This is a genomic window from Nonomuraea marmarensis, from assembly GCF_043197025.1.
GTDB lineage: Bacteria > Actinomycetota > Actinomycetes > Streptosporangiales > Streptosporangiaceae > Nonomuraea > Nonomuraea marmarensis.
The window spans coordinates 68,985-85,770 of sequence record NZ_JBICRM010000034.1 but is presented as its reverse complement, the minus strand read 5'-3'; the positions used below and the strand labels follow the sequence as shown (position 1 = coordinate 85,770).

21 protein-coding genes are annotated in these 16,786 nt (G+C 68.8%); 5 read left to right on the top strand and 16 right to left on the bottom strand.

Annotation, left to right across the window (positions count from 1 at the left end; genetic code table 11):
* Window positions 1-26: 26 nt before the first annotated feature.
* Both ACFLIM_RS39350 and ACFLIM_RS39345 read right to left on the bottom strand, forming a co-directional pair.
* Window positions 27-1,520: a hypothetical protein gene (locus tag ACFLIM_RS39350; protein ID WP_393173873.1), complete on the bottom strand. Its 1,494-nt coding sequence runs from the start codon at window positions 1,518-1,520 to the stop codon at window positions 27-29.
* Window positions 1,517-1,882 carry a hypothetical protein gene (locus ACFLIM_RS39345; protein WP_393173871.1) on the bottom strand — a complete coding sequence of 122 codons (366 nt, stop codon included), beginning with the start codon at window positions 1,880-1,882 and terminating at the stop codon, window positions 1,517-1,519. The genes ACFLIM_RS39350 and ACFLIM_RS39345 overlap by 4 nt, the downstream gene beginning before the upstream one ends.
* A 245-nt stretch (window positions 1,883-2,127) precedes the next feature.
* Between ACFLIM_RS39345 and ACFLIM_RS39340 the strand changes: the two genes are divergently transcribed.
* Entirely contained in the window at window positions 2,128-2,883 is a 756-nt protein-coding gene (locus tag ACFLIM_RS39340) for a GntR family transcriptional regulator (RefSeq protein WP_393173869.1), read from the top strand.
* 1 nt (window position 2,884) lies between these two features.
* On the opposite strand, the gene ACFLIM_RS39335 is transcribed toward ACFLIM_RS39340, so the two are convergent.
* The 6 genes from ACFLIM_RS39335 to ACFLIM_RS39310 form a co-directional block, all read right to left on the bottom strand.
* The gene (locus ACFLIM_RS39335; protein WP_393173867.1) at window positions 2,885-3,691 is read right to left on the bottom strand and encodes a hypothetical protein; all 807 of its coding nucleotides are present in this window, start codon (window positions 3,689-3,691) and stop codon (window positions 2,885-2,887) included.
* 71 nt (window positions 3,692-3,762) lie between these two features.
* Window positions 3,763-3,894: a hypothetical protein gene (locus tag ACFLIM_RS39330; protein ID WP_393173865.1), complete on the bottom strand. Its 132-nt coding sequence runs from the start codon at window positions 3,892-3,894 to the stop codon at window positions 3,763-3,765.
* Window positions 3,891-5,009, bottom strand: a complete 1,119-nt coding sequence (locus tag ACFLIM_RS39325; RefSeq protein WP_393173863.1) for a radical SAM protein — start codon at window positions 5,007-5,009, stop codon at window positions 3,891-3,893. The genes ACFLIM_RS39330 and ACFLIM_RS39325 overlap by 4 nt, the downstream gene beginning before the upstream one ends.
* Before the next feature lie 32 nt (window positions 5,010-5,041).
* Window positions 5,042-5,269, bottom strand: a complete 228-nt coding sequence (locus ACFLIM_RS39320; protein ID WP_393173861.1) for a hypothetical protein — start codon at window positions 5,267-5,269, stop codon at window positions 5,042-5,044.
* 176 nt (window positions 5,270-5,445) lie between these two features.
* Entirely contained in the window at window positions 5,446-5,688 is a 243-nt protein-coding gene (locus ACFLIM_RS39315) for a hypothetical protein (protein ID WP_393173859.1), read from the bottom strand.
* A gap of 36 nt (window positions 5,689-5,724) precedes the next feature.
* The gene (locus tag ACFLIM_RS39310) at window positions 5,725-5,952 is read right to left on the bottom strand and encodes a hypothetical protein (protein WP_393173857.1); all 228 of its coding nucleotides are present in this window, start codon (window positions 5,950-5,952) and stop codon (window positions 5,725-5,727) included.
* Between the two features lie 110 nt (window positions 5,953-6,062).
* Between ACFLIM_RS39310 and ACFLIM_RS39305 the strand changes: the two genes are divergently transcribed.
* From ACFLIM_RS39305 to ACFLIM_RS39295, 3 genes are all read left to right on the top strand, one after another.
* On the top strand, window positions 6,063-6,803 hold the full coding sequence (locus tag ACFLIM_RS39305) for a helix-turn-helix domain-containing protein (RefSeq protein WP_393173855.1): 741 nt from the start codon (window positions 6,063-6,065) through the stop codon (window positions 6,801-6,803).
* A complete protein-coding gene (locus tag ACFLIM_RS39300; protein WP_393173853.1) occupies window positions 6,800-7,294 on the top strand; it encodes an NUDIX domain-containing protein in 495 nt (164 codons plus the stop codon). Before ACFLIM_RS39305 ends, ACFLIM_RS39300 begins: the two co-directional genes overlap by 4 nt.
* A 167-nt stretch (window positions 7,295-7,461) precedes the next feature.
* Complete coding sequence (locus ACFLIM_RS39295) at window positions 7,462-7,665, top strand: helix-turn-helix domain-containing protein (protein WP_393173851.1); 204 nt, start codon at window positions 7,462-7,464, stop codon at window positions 7,663-7,665.
* Between the two features lie 69 nt (window positions 7,666-7,734).
* Here ACFLIM_RS39295 and ACFLIM_RS39290 read toward each other — a convergent pair whose 3' ends face one another.
* The 8 genes from ACFLIM_RS39290 to ACFLIM_RS39255 all read right to left on the bottom strand — a co-directional run bounded on the left by ACFLIM_RS39290 (window position 7,735) and on the right by ACFLIM_RS39255 (window position 16,337).
* Window positions 7,735-7,992 carry a hypothetical protein gene (locus ACFLIM_RS39290; RefSeq protein WP_393173849.1) on the bottom strand — a complete coding sequence of 86 codons (258 nt, stop codon included), beginning with the start codon at window positions 7,990-7,992 and terminating at the stop codon, window positions 7,735-7,737.
* 341 nt (window positions 7,993-8,333) lie between these two features.
* Window positions 8,334-9,020: a hypothetical protein gene (locus ACFLIM_RS39285; protein WP_393173847.1), complete on the bottom strand. Its 687-nt coding sequence runs from the start codon at window positions 9,018-9,020 to the stop codon at window positions 8,334-8,336.
* A 162-nt stretch (window positions 9,021-9,182) separates the two neighbouring features.
* Window positions 9,183-9,521, bottom strand: coding sequence for a hypothetical protein (locus tag ACFLIM_RS39280; protein ID WP_393173845.1), 339 nt, complete (start codon window positions 9,519-9,521; stop codon window positions 9,183-9,185).
* On the bottom strand, window positions 9,518-10,165 hold the full coding sequence (locus ACFLIM_RS39275; RefSeq protein WP_393173843.1) for a hypothetical protein: 648 nt from the start codon (window positions 10,163-10,165) through the stop codon (window positions 9,518-9,520). The genes ACFLIM_RS39280 and ACFLIM_RS39275 overlap by 4 nt, the downstream gene beginning before the upstream one ends.
* Entirely contained in the window at window positions 10,165-12,969 is a 2,805-nt protein-coding gene (locus ACFLIM_RS39270; protein WP_393173841.1) for a hypothetical protein, read from the bottom strand. The genes ACFLIM_RS39275 and ACFLIM_RS39270 overlap by 1 nt, the downstream gene beginning before the upstream one ends.
* Window positions 12,947-13,126, bottom strand: coding sequence for a hypothetical protein (locus ACFLIM_RS39265; protein ID WP_393173839.1), 180 nt, complete (start codon window positions 13,124-13,126; stop codon window positions 12,947-12,949). Before ACFLIM_RS39265 ends, ACFLIM_RS39270 begins: the two co-directional genes overlap by 23 nt.
* Window positions 13,123-13,587 carry a hypothetical protein gene (locus ACFLIM_RS39260; RefSeq protein WP_393173837.1) on the bottom strand — a complete coding sequence of 155 codons (465 nt, stop codon included), beginning with the start codon at window positions 13,585-13,587 and terminating at the stop codon, window positions 13,123-13,125. Before ACFLIM_RS39260 ends, ACFLIM_RS39265 begins: the two co-directional genes overlap by 4 nt.
* Window positions 13,587-16,337, bottom strand: coding sequence for a hypothetical protein (locus ACFLIM_RS39255; protein ID WP_393173835.1), 2,751 nt, complete (start codon window positions 16,335-16,337; stop codon window positions 13,587-13,589). Before ACFLIM_RS39255 ends, ACFLIM_RS39260 begins: the two co-directional genes overlap by 1 nt.
* Window positions 16,338-16,499: 162 nt before the next feature.
* Between ACFLIM_RS39255 and ACFLIM_RS39250 the strand changes: the two genes are divergently transcribed.
* Window positions 16,500-16,775: a hypothetical protein gene (locus ACFLIM_RS39250; protein WP_393173833.1), complete on the top strand. Its 276-nt coding sequence runs from the start codon at window positions 16,500-16,502 to the stop codon at window positions 16,773-16,775.
* The last annotated feature ends 11 nt before the right edge of the window (window positions 16,776-16,786 follow it).

Genomic DNA, 16,786 nt, shown 5'->3' with positions numbered 1-16,786 from the left:
GGTGCCGGGTTGGTTGGGGTGTCGTGTCATGCCGCGTTGGGCGCGGCGCCGGATGCCGTGTCACCGGGCGTGTCACCGGGTGTGTCACTAGCTGCGCCAGCCGTGCCATCAGGTGTGCCACCGTCTGTGCCATCGGCCGTGCCACGCGGTGCCAGTCCGGCCTGTTCGATGTAGCGGTACGCGGTGCGCCTGCTGACGCCGTACTCCTCAATGGCCTTGTCACGTAGGTCCGTGACATCCATGCCGGGGTTGGTCTTGGCGAGGTCGTGCAACCACTCGATGCGCCGCTCAAGCTCCTCGCTGCTGGGCTGCGCAGGTGTGCCATGACGCGAGCCATTCGGCTTGCGTGGCACGTCCTTCGGGGCACGTGACACGGTCGGTCGGGGGCGTGTCGCAGGGGGCGATGGCACAGCCGGTGCCGTGCCACCAGGCGTGCCACCGGCTGTGTCACGGGGCGTGCCACCGGCTGTGTCACGGGGCGTGCCACCGGCTGTGTCACTCCCGCTGTCGATCGGCGCAGCGCCGTTGAGGTGAGCAATAGCGCTTGCGTCAGGCGGCGGCAGGATTCGACCCCTGCTGAAGTCGCGCAGCTCCGCCATGGCGTCCGCGGCGACACGGTCCCGCTCCTCCCGCGCCGCGGTGTCGTCGGCGAGCTGCTGCCAGAACGAGCGCGGCCGGAGCTCGGTGAGCTGCGCCGTGTTGTAGAGCGCGCCGATCTGAGCGAGCATCTGTTCCTGCTTGGCCTTGTCCTGCACCAGGCCCGTGTGCTCGACCGCGCGATCCATCGCCTTGTCGAGCTGGGCCAGCGCGCGGCGCTGCTTGCGGGCAGAGGCGCCGGCCTCGCGCAGCGCCCGGGCGCGCTTCGCCGTGAGGGCGACGCGGGTGAGACGGCGGTGGGTGTCGACCTCGGTCGCGGTGCGGTCGGATGACTCGGCCAGGCCGACCCGGACGAGCACACGCTCAGGGGTGAGCCGCCAGTTGATCCGGGTCCGGCCGGTGAGCCGCTGCCGCTCGATCGACATGCCGCGCTCCCACAGCCACGCCGCGACGAGCGGCGCGGCCAGGCGGAACACGGCCTCGGGGAAGCTGGCCGAGTCCATCGCCGACAGGACGGCCGACAGGCCGGTCAGCGCCCACACGGCCAGGCCGTCGACGCCTGCCTTGTGGTTCTCCCGCATGTTCCGGCGGGCCCGCACCGCAGAGGTCACCATCGCGACCTCGATGAACGCGAACAGCAGGAACCGGAGCGGGCCGTCGAAGCCGAGCACGTCGCCGGAGAACCGCCACATGCCTTGCGCGGAGACGCCGGTCGCGATGGACGCGGCGACGATGGTCATGGCGTCCTCGGTCGGGCGCGTCGTCCACCAGTGGCGGGCGATCCGGATGAGGGCGCGACCGCCCAGGAACGCCAGCACCAGGACCGCCAGCGCGACGGCGACGATGACGGCCGAACTGATCGGGTTGTCGGTGGCGTAGCCGAACACGTCGGCGGCGTAGTCGAACAGCGTGGAGGGGTTCACGCGGCTTCCTCTGCGTCGGTGCCAGCACTACCGCTAGCAACAAGAAGATGGAGGCGCATCCAGGGCGCGAGTCCGGCCCGGATGCCGTGCGGCTCGTAGCCGTGCTCCAGGAGGAGGCTGCCCTCCTCGGCCAGGGTCACCTCCAGGCACTCGTTGAGGGTCGGGCAGCCGAAGCAGCGGGCGGCGGCGGCCTGCTCGTAGAAGCGGCGCTGAGTCGTGGCGTTACCAGCGGGTTCGACGTCGGGGAACCAGTGGTCGGGATTTGCGCCGGTCGTGGTGCATAGACCTGACTCGTCGATCAGGTCAGTCAGGGAGCGGAGTCGTGCGGCAAGATTCGGCGCGGGGGGCTTGGTGCATGTCATACTTCTCACAGACCTTTCAAGGGTCGTGTTCTCCTGATCGGGTTGGTTGGGAGTCGGGGCGGCCTCCGGTGCGGGATGGGTACCCGCAGTGTTCCGGGGGCCGCTTTCTTTCGCGTTCATCACGCTCTGTTATTCAGATAACATCGCGTACTGAGAGCATGATTAACTACGACACGATCAATTGTCAAACGCGTTGTGGCAGCATCCTGTGATCGAGGCACAACACCAGCAGGAGAGGGCGCACCGTGACATCAAGGCGCGAAGAGATCGCGAACGACCTTCGCGAGCTCATCAACAACGGCACCTACGCGCCCGGTGACGTGCTGCCCAACCAAGCCGCCATGATGGCCAACTACGACGCCTCATCGGCCACCGTCAGCGCCGCCGTGAAGGCCCTCCGCGACGAGGGCTCCGTCTGGCGCAAGGCCAACCGCGGCCTCATCGTCCAGGACACCCGGCCCCTCTACATCCACCTCAGCATGACCACCCCGCCCAGCAACGGACTCGGCCCCTGGGAAACCGCCTGCCGCAACGCCGGACGCACCGGCAACATGCAGCTCATCTCCGTCACCCGCGTGCCAGCCGACGCTGACGTCGCCCGAGCCCTGCAACTCAGCGTCGGCGCGACCGTCGTCCGCCGCGACCGGCACGCGCTCGTCGACGGCCAGGCCGTCATGCTCGACACGGCGTACTACCCGCTCGCCGTCGTCGACGACACCCCCGTGGCCGGCAGCGGCAAGGTCGACGGCGGCATATTGGCCGCGCTCATCGCCTTCGGCGTGCTCGACCCCGCGACCGCCCGAGTCCGCGAACTCATCGGGGCCCGTACCGCGACGAAAGACGAAGCCGACACGCTACGGCTCCGGCCCGGCGTGTCCGTCCTGACCGCTGAGCGCGTCACCCGAGACGGGGAAGCCCAGCCGGTGGAGCTGCTGCACCGGGCGGCGAACGAGAGGCGGATCCGGTTCCAGACCGACGACCTGCCGCTGAGGAGCATCTGACCTACGCCGCCACGCCCCGATAGGTCTGCCACATGCAGGCGGCCTCCGCCATCCCGGCAGTCCAGGACGTCGAGGCCGCCCCTTCGATCTCCTGCCACAGGCGCACGCTCGCGGCCGAGAACACGTCAAGTCCCTCGACCGGCGCCCCCTCCCACGCGGGCAGGCCCGATACGGCGCGCTCCGCCTGCTCGGCAGTGTGCCCACCCGCGATGAGCCGGATCACGAGACAGGCCGGGTCGATCCACCCCGCACCCTTCGTGGGCCACGCCCAGTCGATCAGCAGCGCCCGCCTTCCGCTGATGAGCACGTTCAGCGGGTTGTAGTCGGTGTGCAGGAGCCGACCCCCGACGAACCACGAGGCTTGCTCAGGCTCGGTGACGTACGGCCCCCATCGGTCCTCGGCCGTCTTCAGCGGAAGGTCCGGGCACTGCATCTTCCCAAGCGCCGCCATGGTGTGCATGAGCCGGGGTAGGTCCGCCGAGTCAGGCTCGTACACCGCGTGACGACCCTCGACGGCCTCGAACCCGAGCAGGTCCCATTCCTCCTCGATGCGCCACAGCACGCGCGGCGCAACCCCGGTCACGTACGGGTTGACCATCCATTCCATGTCCTGAGTCCACCGCCGCGGATAGGCGCGGCGCAGGCCCTTGACGAACACGGGCCCAACCTCGGTGGACAGCAGCATCGCCACCGACGAGTTGAGACCCTCCGACACCGTCCGCGCCGACCGGACTCGCCCGGTGTGCTTCTCGATGGCGCCCCGGGTGGCAGCGGGCAGGTCCTCCCAGTCGACTCGCGTCAACGCCATGGGTTCTCCGTTCTCGCGCAAGGGGCCGCCCCACGATAGCCCGTAGGGCGGCCCTCACCTGCGCACCTTTCCTAGTAGGGCTGATCGTCGCTCGACGAGCACGAGCACTTCTGCGGGGCCAGGAGCATCTCCAGGTCCGTGATGATCTCGACCTCAGGCTGAGGCGCGGGCCGCGGGATGAGATCGACGAGCACGGCTGTCATGTGGCTGTCACCTCCTCTCGCTCTCGGTGCTGGCAGTAGTTCGCCAGCGGCGATTTCGCCTTGCGGTAGAGCTGCACGAGCGGCATGCACGTGCCGCACGTGCCCTGCAGGGTGCAGCCCGTGCAGCCGCCCTGCCGCAGCAGCAGCGAGTCGGCGATGTCGCCGAGCCGGGCCAGCCCGGCGGCGCCCTCCTCGACCAGGCGCACGTTCGGCTCCCGCCCGATCTTGCAGATGGACGCGATCCCGTGCGGGTCGACGTGGAAGAACGTGTGCCCGGCGTTGCAGCCGGTGAACGGCTTGCGCTTACGCAGGTGCTCCACCGACTGTGAGGGCAGCGTCTCCGCGCCGCCGTAGATGGTCGGCGACATGTTGACGAACGTCACGTACGGGACGCCCCATCCGTTCGCGAGGGCCTCCATCTGCGCCACCTCGTCGGCGCTGTGGTTGGTGACGATCAGCGAGAACTTGAGCGGCAGCCCGGCCTCGACGGCGGCACTGACACCCTTATGGAACTTCCGGAACGAGCCCGGCCGCCGAGTCAGGCCGTCGTAGCTCGCCTCCGTCGCGCCGTACACGCTGACCGTGATCTCGTGCGGCCGGTGCGTGGTGAGCAGGTCCAGCACCTTCGGCTCGTGCAGCTTGGACCCGTTCGACAGGATGGACAGCATCATGCCCAGGTCGTAGGCCAGGCCGTACGTCTCGCGAAACAGCTTGTCGATCGTCGGCTCGCCGCCGGTGAGCTGCAGCCACAGCACGCCGACGTCCCGCAGGATGTGGAGCATCTTCTCCCGGTCGGGCCAGGTCAGGCCCTTGAATTCCTTGATGCCGAGGTAGCAGTGCTCGCAGTCGTAATTGCAGCCCAGGTTGAGCTCGTACGTCGCGCGCACGTACTCGTAGCCGGTCACTGGCCGGACCAGCACCGCGTCACCGAACGGGTGCAGGGGCATGTCCCGCCCCCACAGGGTGGTCACCGCGTCGGCGAACCACGCGGGCGGGTCGCCTGCCTCGGCTAGCTCCTGGTACTTGCCTTGAGAGATCCGCAGTCCGCCCCCACGGCCGGGGCAGAGCACCAGGTGTTCGCCGTCGAGGTAGGGGCTCACGATGAGGTTGTGCATCGGCGCTCCAATCGTGGATGGTCAGGTGGCGTTCATGACGCCCGGCTCTTGTGCTGGTGGCCTGCGGCGAGGTCGTGCCACACCGCGTAGGCGCGAGCGAACACGCCCCTGGCGGTCTCTTCCTGTTTCTCGCCGTCGCCGGTCCAGCGCAGGACGAAGTACTCGCCTCCCTCGGAGGCCAGCTCGTATTCGCCGCAGCATGACGTCTCGTCGACGCGTAGGCGCGGCGCGCGTGGGATGTGCGGTTCCCAGTCGTACATGGTGGATCCTTCCGGGTGGCGCGGCGGTGGACCTGGTGGTGTGGTTGAGGGCCCTCACCGCCGCGCCTGCTTGTGTGGTGGCCCCGCCGCGGAGGATTCGCCCGTGGGTGTGGGGCGGGGGCTGCGGGGCCACCCGCCCGGCCTGTCGCCATCTCGCAGGCGGCGGGCCGGGCCGCTCATGTCGGCCATGGGGAGCGGTGGACCAGGGCGGACTGCCAGGCAAGGGTGGACGACAGCTCTACGGCGTCGCTCCGCCGGATCCTCTTGACGACCCCGGCGTCCACCAACTCCTGTGTCAGCGGTTGTCTCAGCTCGGCGGCCCCCCACTCGCCGCCCATGAAGTCGCGCTCGCGGTCGATGTCCCAGCCCGGGTAGGTGGTGCGCAGCTGGTCCAGCTCGTCGTCCGTCACGGTTCCCACCGGTACATGTCGATCACCTTCGTCGCTGGGGAAGCTTCAGGCCGCGTCCGGACCCAACAGGCCCTCTTGCGTGCGCAGCCGCCCAGCCAGGGCCGCGGCGTCGTCAGCGGCCACCGTTTGAGCGAGGCCGGCGTCTATCTCGGCGGCGTGGAGCCTACGGCGGCGGGTCGCGTAGCACGCACCGGTGTTGCTTCGCCAGAGAGTCCAGTCGCCGCTATAGGCGGCACGCAGATTGGCCAGGATGTCGCCAGTGACGCTGCTCATGGACGCAGCATCGTGCGTAACCGCTGGACAGCGCGCCGTCACCCCTAGACACCTAGGGACATCTTGCAGTCAACTAGATGCCCACGGATGTCCTAAGGCAGGATGCCGCCATGGTGAACGAACGCCTACGCCGGACCATGCTCCGTGCGGGGCTCGACCCCCAACAACTCGCCGACCTAGCCGAGGTCAGCGTCAAGTCAGTCGAGCGCTGGCTCCACGGGACAGTGGTCCCGTACCCCAAAACCCGGTACCGGGTCGCCGCCATCCTCGAAGAGGACGAGTCGTATCTGTGGCCGGACGCCATCGACAAGGCGTCACTCGTGGGCGCCGAAGTGATCGCCTCCTATCCACGTCGCAACGACGTACCCCGCCATCTGTGGACGGAGACGCTCCGCAACGCCGAACGCAACGTCGACCTGCTGGCGTTCGCCGGTCTGTTCCTGACGGAGGAACACCCCGACTGGCTGCCCACGCTGGCAGGCAAGGCAAAAGCCGGTGTGCGGGTGCGGCTGCTGCTCGGCGACCCGCACGGCGCGCAACTCGCCTCCCGCGACAGTGAGCACCAGATCGGCGGCGGTGTTGCCGGGCGGGTCACGTCGGTACTCGCCTACTACGGGCAGCGCATGCCGCCGAGCGTGCAGATCCGGCTACACGACACGCCCCTGTACAACAGCATCTACCGGTTCGACGACGAGATGCTGGTGAACGTCCACGTGTACGGGCTGCTCGCCGCCTACACGCCCACGATCCATCTGCGCAGGATGGACGGGGCGTGGTTCAACACCTACCTGGAGTCGTACGAGCGGGTATGGGCGTCGGCCCGGCCGTGGGAACGAGGTGAGGCGGCGTGACGAAGAAGACGAGGCGTGTCGACTACTGGCAGGATCCCGACGCTCCCAAGCCGACCAGCCGTAAGGCGTCCGCGTCGGTGTTCGTCCGCGACGAGGCGGGCCGTCTGCTGCTGCTGCGCCGTGTGGACAACGACTTGTGGACGATCCCCACGGGCGGCGTGAAGAAAGGCGAGACGGTCGCGCAGGCCGGGGTGCGGGAGTGCCGGGAGGAGACGGGCCTCGACGTCGAGGTGACCGGCCTCGTCGGCGTGTTCTCCACCCCGGACCACGTCATCGTGTACCTGCACGGAGACAAGGTGGACGAGGTGCGGCAGCCCATCAACATCTGCTTGCGTGCCCGTGTCGTGAGCGGCGAGGTGCGGCCGGAGCCGGCCGAGGCGCGCGAGGTTCGCTGGGTCGAGCCGGGCGCCCTCGACGACTACCCAATCCATCCGGCGATCCGGCTACGGATAGACGGCGGTCTTGAGGACGCGGAACCGTACATCGGCTAGCCTCCGCGCGGCAGGCTCTACCGCCGCGCCTCATCGACCACTTCCTCGGCGGGGTGGACCCGGAGCAGAGCTGAGGCGCGGGCTCTCCCCTTCTAGCCGTCCCGTTGACGCTAGCGGTAGTGCATGCGGCAAGATGAAGCGATCACACGCCTCACCTGGGAGATTCCATGACGCAGAGCGCACCAGAAGAACTCAAGACCGAGATGGTCCGCATGTACGGCGAAGGCATGAGCATCCGCGCCATCGGCCTGGCAACCGGCAGGAGCTACGGATGCGTCCACAAGGTCCTGGAGGACAGAGGCGTCACCTTCCGGTCGCGCGGCGGCAACCGGAAGAAGACGCCCGCAGCAGCAGAAGTGAGCGGCAACTAGCTGCTGAAACACGGAAAAACGCCCCGCTCCTCCACAAGGGAGGAGCGGGGCGTTCCCGTTCGATCACGGCTACCGCTGCGCCGAAGGCAGGTCCGGCCGCGGCGTGTGCCGGGCCTTGAAGCCGGCCACGGCCGCCAGCGCGGTCGGCACCAGCGGCAGGACGATGGCCTCCACCCAGTCAGGCAGCCACGAGATGAGCGACGGATCAGCAGAGACCACCTGCAGAACCGCCATACCGGCCACACCGGACAGGTACGCGGTCAGGGTCATGGCCTTGACCTTGGTCTCGACCGGCCGGGAGTACGTGGGCTCCGGATCAGCATGCATGCGCCCCTCCTCAGGGACAGGCCCGCCACCACGGCGGGACGAATCGATAGATGCCAGCTGTAGGGCTAGCGTCAAGCCGGGGACTTACGGATGGGAAGTGCGGCCCGGACGAAACAGTCCTTGGCCTCCAGGAGCTTGCGCAGCCCCACCGTCAGCTCCGTCCCGTCCGGCAGCGCGTCGATCATCGACTGGGCCAGATCCGCAGCCGGTTTGGCCACCGCTGGAGAAACGGCGGCAGGTGGTCGTACTCGAAATATCTGGCGATGGCCACCGTGGCGGGGTGGCGTCCTGCGACGTTCATGAACTCTCCTCAGGGGATTAAGCCAGCAATACCGCTCGCGTCAGGTGAGCGCGGCCTCCCAGCAGGCGGCGTCCCAGACCAGCGGGTCCGAGCCGGACGGGATCTTCTTCGCCGCCTTGAACTGCTTGACCTTTTCGATCAGGTCGGTGTCATGCGGGTCGTAGGTCATGCTGTGAAGGTTCGACGGCTCGTACCCCCTCGCGAAGAGAAGACCGCGCATCGTCTTCACGTGCCGGTTCTCGTCGCCGGGCTTCAGGACGGGCAGGTTCTTCACCAGGGCCTCCGTAGTCAGGGTCTTGCTCGGGATTTGCGGGGTCGGCTTCGGAGCGGCCGAGGCGGGACGGGGGGCGCCCTTCTTCACCCAGGCGTACAGCGGCGCGCCCGGGCAGCTCGTCGCGAAGCCGTCCCTGTGGCCCTTGATCTCGTTGCCCGCGTTGCCCTCATCGCGCAGGTACTCGATCGCGTCCCGGATACCGTGCAGCAGCAGGTCGTTCGGCTTCGTGAAGCCCGACGAACCGACCAGAGCGAGGACGGCGTAATGCGCCGTATTCAGGCCAGCGCCGTTGGCGGCCGGCAGGTGGTACGGGCCGCGGCCGACGAACACCCGGCGATGCGGACAGGCGATCATCGAATAGCCGATGTCCATGTACGGCATTTCGCGCGCACCGGCCATGTGCTCGGCCTGGATCTGCTGGACGAGCTTGCCGCAAATCTCGTGGTCGTCCACGATCTTCGGGTCGACGTGCCCGCCCGTGTAATGGACCTTCACACCCTCGGTGCCGGGGATTCTGGTGTAGGCCGCCGTGGGGGTTCTCGCTCCCCACGTGCGGCGGCTGACGAGCTTGATGCTCACGGGTACCGCCCTTCTTGGTTGGTGTCTCCTGGCTGGTCAGCTCCGGGTGAGCTGGATCAGCGCGATCACCGCGCCCGCCACGGCGACCAGGACAGTGACGACGGCGATGATCTGCCGGGTGCGGTCGGTGAGCTGTGAGCGCGTCACCGCCTCACGCTCGACCACGTCCAGACGTGCCTCCATCGCGACGTACCGAGCTTCAGCAGCGGCGCGGTCCTGCTCGACGCGCTTGGCCAGCTCGGCGTGCCTGTCGTCCACCTGGTCCAGGCGCTGCAAGATGAGCGCTGTGCTGCCGTTGGTCTTCTCGAACCCGACCTCGACGAGGCGCCGCAACGTCTCCAACGCGAGTGCCAGGTTCGGCACCTCCTCACTCACACAGCACCGCCCGTAGGCTGCATACCCATGAACGCCGTCGCCGGCTTGGCGAAGAAGTCCGGCTTCTGACCGGTCTGGCGCTGCCACTTCACCGCCATGCGCCGCGACTCCACCCGGATCGGGTCCAACCTCGCGGCGCGGATCGGATCGAGCGGATGCGGCGGCGCGACACGGTCGGAGCCGACATAGACGAGCGCGGCCTGCCGGTCGGCGGAGGGCGCATTCTCGAGCCGGACGCGGTGCCGCTTGACCGCCTGCATCCTGGCCAGGTGCGCCTGCAGCCGCTCAGCGTCCGGCACGCCGGGCGTCCAGCACGTCGGCAGCCCCCGCACCTCGGCGAGCAGCTTGGACGTGGCCGGGTCGATCTGCGCCAGCGGGTCATCCTCGTTCGGCAGGTACGGCTCGTGCAGGATGACGTCCAGCAGCGTGTCGGAGTCCGCCGGGTCGATGCCGTACTCGGCGGCCCGCCACTCCAGCGTCGAGTGGGGGAAGGTGTGCAGGATCCGGCCGCCGTCCGGCCGGACCGTGGCCACCCCCCATAGCGGTTCGGCACCCTGCGGGTTGGTGCGGTCCACGTCCCGCTTGATGAAATGCATGGGGCTGTAGCCCAACTCGGCGTCCCACACTGTCCAGATCTGTGCCATCACGCGTTCCCGTCATGTCGGAATGACCACCAATAGATCGCCTTGCCGGAACGCACGCCGCCGCCCTCGGACCAGGAGATGGTGAACGAGGTCTGGCCGGATGCCTCGATGCACCAGTAGAAGTTCGGGTCGAGGCCCGGGTTGCCGATCATCGCGCCGTCGCGCACCACGGCGACGGGGCCCATGTTGCCCTGCATAGTCGGGCCGTAGTTGATCACCATGCCGGTCCAGCCCGAGTCGGAGATCCTCGAACCAGAGTGGATGCCCCACGTGTTCACCGCGAACGAGCTGTCCCACCACTTGCCGTAGTGGGTGGTCCGCCCGGACCCGTCGAACCACAGGAATTGGTTGTCCGATGTGTCGTTGTCGTAGCCGATGCGCGAGTAGTCCTCGGCCGATTCCAGGAACCCGCCGTTATCAAGGCCGGTTGCGGGATCGCGAACGTACAGGCCAGTCCAGCCGGCCGCCACCGTGAGATACGACTGAGCGGATCCGCCGCTGTTGGTACCCGACGTGACCTGGAAAGTAGCCTCGCCCGGAAATACGTCATCCCGAGTGAAGATCCGGGAGTAGTTACTGTTGCCGTCTGGGTAGAACCGCATGTCCAGCGTCGTCGGGTCGATGACGATGCGCTGGCCGGTCGCCCCCGTGCGGATGACCGACCCGGTGATCGTCTTGCCGTTGATCGCGTCCGCGGCGATCTTCGCCGCTGTGATCGCGTTCGCGGCTATCTTGTCGGCCGTGACCGCGTTCGCCGAGATGTGCGCCGCCTCGATCGCCCCGGCCTTGATCTTGTCCGCCTCGATCGCGTTCGCCTGGATGTGGCCAGCCTGGATCGCCAGCGCCTGAATCAGAGCCCCAGTGATCGTATTCGCGGTGATCTTTGCGTCGCCCGGGATCGTCCCGTCGATGATGTGCTCGGCCCCGTTGATGACCTCGCCGATCACGTCGGTGTCCACCAGCGGCACCGTGGCGATCACCCCGGACGGAGTGGCCGCCGACTCGTTACCCGACCGGTCGACCGCGGTCAGCCACACCTCGCGCGGCTCGCCGTACGGCTGATCCGGGATCACCACGACACCGGCCGCTGTCAGATACCCGACCTCGGCCGCGCCCGGCGCGAGCGGGTCCTGCATCCACACGCGGACCCGCTCGAAGTCGGCCGGCATCGTCGCGTCGCCAACGCCCAGGCCGTCCCACGCGACATGGATCACGCCGAGTCGGGTCGTCAGCGTCGGCGCAGACGGCACCGGAGGAGGTGTCCCGTCGTTCGGGACGACCACGGCGACCGGCTGGCTGAACACGCCCTTCGTGCCGTCGTTACCGACGCCGCGCACCTTGAACGCGTACTTGGAGTCCACGTTCAGCGGAGACACGCTAGCCGACAGGTCGCCGGACGCGGTCTGCGCCACCAGGTACCACAGCTCACCCTCAGCGTTGGGGCGGGCGTACACCTCGTAGCCGTCGACGTCGAGCGCGACCCCGTTGACGTCCACGATCACCGGACCCCACGTCACCACCGCGAGGCCCTGCGCGTACCCGGCCGTGTCCAGATACGCGACCGGTTCCACGATCAGGCCCGGCGGCGCGGCCGGGACACGGCCGCTGGAATCCGGGGCCGGCGTCGCGCCCGACCCGCCCGACGACACCCCGCCCGCGAGGATGCCCGCACTCCTGCGGGCAAGCTTGATGTCGTCTTCCAGGAACCGGTCATTCAGCACCAGGTTGCCGCTGAGCTTGCCGTCGCCGCCACGGGACAACGTGATCTGCCTGATCCGCAGCGGGGCCATGGCCCCGCCGTCGCCCGGCGCGAGCACCTGGTCCCCCGGCGCATAGTCGACCCACGGAAGCCACCGGGCAGCGTCGAACACCACCGATCGGGTGATCTGCACCCGCTCTCCCGACGCGCGGCCCAGAGCGGCCTGTCCGAGCGCGGTGGCCGTCCCTACGTCGGACACCCCGCCCTGCTGCTGGTAGGTCTCCCAGCGGCCCCACGGCGCCGCGGCGGTGGGGTTGGGGACCTCGTGCGTGAACCCGTTCTCGCCAGCGATAAGGATGGCGGTAGAGAGATCCTCCAGCGTGGCGTCATCCGGGGCCTGGTCGACGTCCCGGCCGAGTCGCAGGTCGATCAGCGTCGGGCCGGACGACCGGTCCACGGCCATCACGCCGCCCTCGTTGAACACCTCCAATGTGCGGCCGCGCATCCGCCAGTCGATCAGACCCTGATCCGACAGGTTGAGCAGCAGCGTCAGCAGGTCGACGCCGGGCTCCAGCGCGAGAGTCAGGGTGGCCGACCACGTCTGGCCGCTGCTGTCGGAGCTGCTGGTGAACCCGGCGGTCATGCCGTCCAGCCCACCGCGACCCTTCGCCTCATCGATGAGGGTCCGCAGCACCGCCCCCACCGGCACGGCGTTGAACTGGCGCTTCCCGTCGACGAGCGTGCCGTTCGGGTACAGCACGGCCTTCTTGAACTGCCAGGCGTAGCCGGGGCAGGTGTAGCTCCGCTTCCCGGCCTGGTCGGTGACGTCGGAACCGCGTTTGATCCGCAGGAACCGGCCGCCGGACGGCTCGACCCACTCGCCGTCCATCGCGTACTCCAGCGCGATCTCGCACGGCTGCGCGAGCAGGTCCTCGCCGGTCGCGTGCGACGTGTAGTCCAGCCGCAGCGACGACACGTCGTTCAGCGGATGCCCGGCCTCGAACGACAGCGGAAGCGGCAGCAAGCCAAGCCGCGGCCCGTTCGGCGCGTACGCCACCAGCCGCAGCCCGTACCGCATCGGCTCACCCGGAACGATCACCTGCACGCGCTGTCCCCCCTTGTTGCTTGAGCTGCGTCTGGAGCTGGTCGACGGCAACGGCCAGGACCGCGTTCTCGTACGTCAGCTCGCCGATCCGCTGGCGCAGGACCGCCACCACTGCGTTGGGATCCACGTGCAGGTCCACATGCAGGTCCTCGGTCACGCGCCCCCCTGAGGCTGAGACAGCAGATGCCGGTCGATCTCCAGCCGGATCGTGGCCACCCGCACCTTGTCGACCCGGACGCGGTCGCGCAGGGCCTGGAGCGGATCAGCGGCGCGGGCTAGGCCATTCGCTGGGGCGGCGGTCACCTCGCCGTACCGCTCCTTGCACGCGGCGACCTGGCTGAGTACCCGGGACCGCGCGGTGGCGGCGTCGCCCTCCAGGACCGGCATCACGTCGGGGTGGCCGTCCGCGTGCATCGCGTGCAGCAGCGGCGTATACAGCAGGACCTCGATCGCCTCGTCGAGCGAGTCAAGGCCGTGTTCGGCCATGCGGATCTCGAACGCTTCCTTCGGGAACGAGGCCGCGAACGCCTCCCCGCCGCCGTCGACGGGCTCATAGTGGATGAGCCACGTCTGCGGCCCTTCGGTCACACTGGTGATCCGCCACCGGGCTACTGCCATCAGGTCACTCCATGCTGTCGCCAGGCCCACACGTGGACCAGCACGTTGAAGGGCGTCGGGGTGGTCGTCTCGCTCGACCGGAGCGTGAACCCGCCCGGGCCCGGCGACGCGATGTGGAACGCCAGCCTGGCCGGGTTCGGACTGTCGGCCGTGATGTTGAGGCGCGGGGTCGACTGCATCGTCACCGCGAAAGCCACGAAGTACGACGCCGCAGCCCCGCCCGACTCGGGCAGGCTCCGCGCGAACATGATCAGTCCCGCACCGGCCTCGAAGGAGAACGTGCCCCGGAACGTGGTGTAGCCGGTTGCGGACGCGCCGCCGTTGTTGAACAGCCACCTGTTCAGGCGGCCCGAGGTGTCGTTGTAGCCCACCTCCAGCTGGGACGGCTGCGCGAACATGTAGCCGCCGCCGGCGAGCCCGTTAGCGGTTTGCACCATGTGCATGCGCCACTCATCGCCACGCTGGATCACCTCGCTGCGGCGGGTACCGTCCGGACTGTTGCCGGAGTACAGGCGGATCGCGGCGTCGGTGTCGGTCCAGATGCGGGCGTAGTTGACGCCCGCGCCCGGGTAGAAGCGGATCTCAGGATCGGCCGCGCCCGCAGGGTTGACGACGATCCGCCGTCCGAGGACGCCGGTGGAGAGTTGCCCCACGATGCTGACTGCGCCGGACGCCGAGGAGATGGCCACGGTCTGCACGCTGGAGGCGTTGTACGCCTCCAGCCCACTCCCGTTCAACTCCACGCGGGCTCCGGCCGGAGCACCGGCCACGATCCGCGTCGAGAGGGTCAGCACCGCCTCCAGCTTGGCCGCCGTCACCTGGTTGGCGGCGATGTGCCCGGCCAGGATCTGACCGGCGGCGATCTTCGCGGAGGTGACCGCGTTCGCCACGATCGCGCCCGTGGTGATCGACTCGTCGGCGGCGTCGCCCTGGACGAGCTGCACCGCGGCGATCGTCGCCGTCGAGCTCCGCGCCGAGGTGTTGCCCGACCGGTCGACCGCCGTGAACGAGAACTCCCGATCCTGCGCGTACGGCAGGCCCGGCACCACCAGCGACCCAGCCGCGTTGAAATAGCCGATCTCCTCCCAGCCGGGAGCGAGCGGATTCTGCATCCACACCAGCACCCGCAGCAGATCGGACGGCATCAAGACCGGGCCGACCCCTTGCCCGTCCCAGGTGACGTGCACGACGCCGAGCCGGGATTCGAGTGTCGGAGCGGTCGGAACCGGCGGCGCGTACGGGTCGTCCGGGATGGTGACGGCCACGGTCGTCGAGAACGGGCCTCGCGCGCCGAGGTTCACGGCGCGGACCTTGAACTGGTACTGCTGCCCGACCACCAGCGGCGAGAACGTCGCGTTGGTGTCGGCCGCCTCCGTCGAGGCGATGAGGAACCACGGCGCTCCGGCCTCGTTGATGCGCATGAACAGCTCGTAGCCGCCGATGTTGAGCGCGACCCCGGCCACGTCCAAGGTGACCGCGCCCCACGTGGCGGTCACCTGCCCGCGCGGCATCCCGTGCTCGTCGACGTACGCGACCGGGTTCACGATCAGGCCGGACGGCGCAGCCGGGGTGCGCGGGGCCGGGGCCTCCGGAGCGGGCCGAGCCCCCGACCCGCCATCAGCTGTCGAGCCGCCGACTATGCCGACCGTGCGGCGCGCGAGACGGATCGACTGCTCCAAGAAGCGGTCGTTGAGGACGACGTTGCCGCCGACCACGCCCTTGGCGTCTTTGGTGAGGGTGATCTGCCGGACCCGCAAGGGAGCCAGCGTGCCGCCGCTCGCGGGCGCGATGATCTTGTCTCCCGGCTGGTAGTCCTTCCACGGTAGCCACCGCGCCCCAGTCGGCGTGATCTCGCGGGTGTGCTGCACCCGCTCTCCAGAGGCGCGCAGCAGCGACGACTCAGCAAGCAGGAACGCGGTCCCCGCGTCGGAAACACCGCCCTGCCCGATGTAGTTCTCCCACCGGCCCCACGGCAGGACCGCGCTGGAGCTGTACGACTGGCGGAACCCGTCGTCACCGACGACTAGCACAGCGGACGCGGCATCCTCCAGGGTGCCCGTGTCGGGAGCGTCGAGCACGTCACGGCCGAGCCGCAGGTCTACGCGGGGCGCGGCCGTCAGGTCGCGCGCCAGCTTGGTGTCCGCGTTGTAGACGTGCAGGGTCCGCCCCTGCATCCGGAAGTCGATGACGGACTGCTCGGACAGGTTGATCAGCGTCGTGAGCGCGTCCAGGCCAGGCTGGTAGTAGATCGTCAGGATCTTCGCCCACGGCTTGCCATCGCTGTCTTCGTTCGTGTCGAACGCCCAGTCGAGCACGGGTAGCGCGCCGCGCGCCTGCGCCTCAGCGAGGAACGTCTGCAGGATCGCCCCCGGCGTCGCGCTGAGGAACGCCCGCTTGCCGTCGACCAGCGGCACGGGCCCCGGGTAGAGCACGACCTTGCGCAGCTGCCAGCCGTAGCCGGGCAGCTCGAACGTCTCGACCCCGGTCTCGTCGGTGACGTCCGTTCCGCGCTTGACCCGCAGGAACCGCGAGTCCGGGGGTTCGGTCCAGGTCTGCCCGTCTTCCGACCATTCCACGGCGACCTCGCACGGCTGGGCGAGCAGGCCGGCGCCGAGGGCGTGACGGCTGTACCGCAGCGTCATCGCGGGCACGTCGTTCAGCGGGTGTCCGGCCTGGAAGGTCAGCGGATGCGGCAGCAGGCCCAGCCTGTCGCCGTTGGGGGCGTAGGCGATGAGACGGACATCGAACACCTGGTCGCCCTCCTTCCGGGTATGGTCCGGCACCGTCACACGCCGAATCGAGTGGCCGGACCCCGAGGAAGTTCGCGTGCGCCTGGTCGAGCAGATCGAGGCGGCCCGAGCGAACGGAACTGGGGGCCGCGCCTGACCCCCGCGTCCCCGATGATGAACCTCATGGACTACGAGACGACCCGAGCCGACGTCGCCGCCGTCAACCGCCTGGTTTCAGCCTCTGCTGCCGCTCCTTCGAACCCAGAGGAAGACCCAGACCTCACCGGACTGATCGGTGAGGTCGTCACTGCCATTCCGCCTGAGCGCCTGGTCGTGGCCTTCACGATCGTTCTGCGGGAGACGCTCCACGAACTAGCGGAGGCGACCGGGCAGCCGATGGACGAGGTCTGGCAGCGCATTGCGCTCCGTTTCGCGGCACAAGTTGATGATGAGACGTAACCGCAGCTCAG

Bases quoted from the DNA above. Each gene is read 5' to 3' on its own strand.
- ACFLIM_RS39330 (WP_393173865.1), bottom strand. From the start codon at position 3,894: ATGACAGCCGTGCTCGTCGATCTCATCCCGCGGCCCGCGCCTCAGCCT.
- ACFLIM_RS39290 (WP_393173849.1), bottom strand. From the start codon at position 7,992: ATGCATGCTGATCCGGAGCCCACGTACTCCCGGCCGGTCGAGACCAAG.
- ACFLIM_RS39295 (WP_393173851.1), top strand. From the start codon at position 7,462: ATGACGCAGAGCGCACCAGAAGAACTCAAGACCGAGATGGTCCGCATG.
- ACFLIM_RS39305 (WP_393173855.1), top strand. From the start codon at position 6,063: ATGGTGAACGAACGCCTACGCCGGACCATGCTCCGTGCGGGGCTCGAC.
- ACFLIM_RS39310 (WP_393173857.1), bottom strand. From the start codon at position 5,952: ATGAGCAGCGTCACTGGCGACATCCTGGCCAATCTGCGTGCCGCCTAT.
- ACFLIM_RS39250 (WP_393173833.1), top strand. From the start codon at position 16,500: ATGGACTACGAGACGACCCGAGCCGACGTCGCCGCCGTCAACCGCCTG.
- ACFLIM_RS39335 (WP_393173867.1), bottom strand. From the start codon at position 3,691: ATGGCGTTGACGCGAGTCGACTGGGAGGACCTGCCCGCTGCCACCCGG.
- ACFLIM_RS39260 (WP_393173837.1), bottom strand. From the start codon at position 13,587: ATGGCAGTAGCCCGGTGGCGGATCACCAGTGTGACCGAAGGGCCGCAG.
- ACFLIM_RS39345 (WP_393173871.1), bottom strand. From the start codon at position 1,882: ATGACATGCACCAAGCCCCCCGCGCCGAATCTTGCCGCACGACTCCGC.
- ACFLIM_RS39325 (WP_393173863.1), bottom strand. From the start codon at position 5,009: ATGCACAACCTCATCGTGAGCCCCTACCTCGACGGCGAACACCTGGTG.
- ACFLIM_RS39275 (WP_393173843.1), bottom strand. From the start codon at position 10,165: ATGGCACAGATCTGGACAGTGTGGGACGCCGAGTTGGGCTACAGCCCC.
- ACFLIM_RS39320 (WP_393173861.1), bottom strand. From the start codon at position 5,269: ATGTACGACTGGGAACCGCACATCCCACGCGCGCCGCGCCTACGCGTC.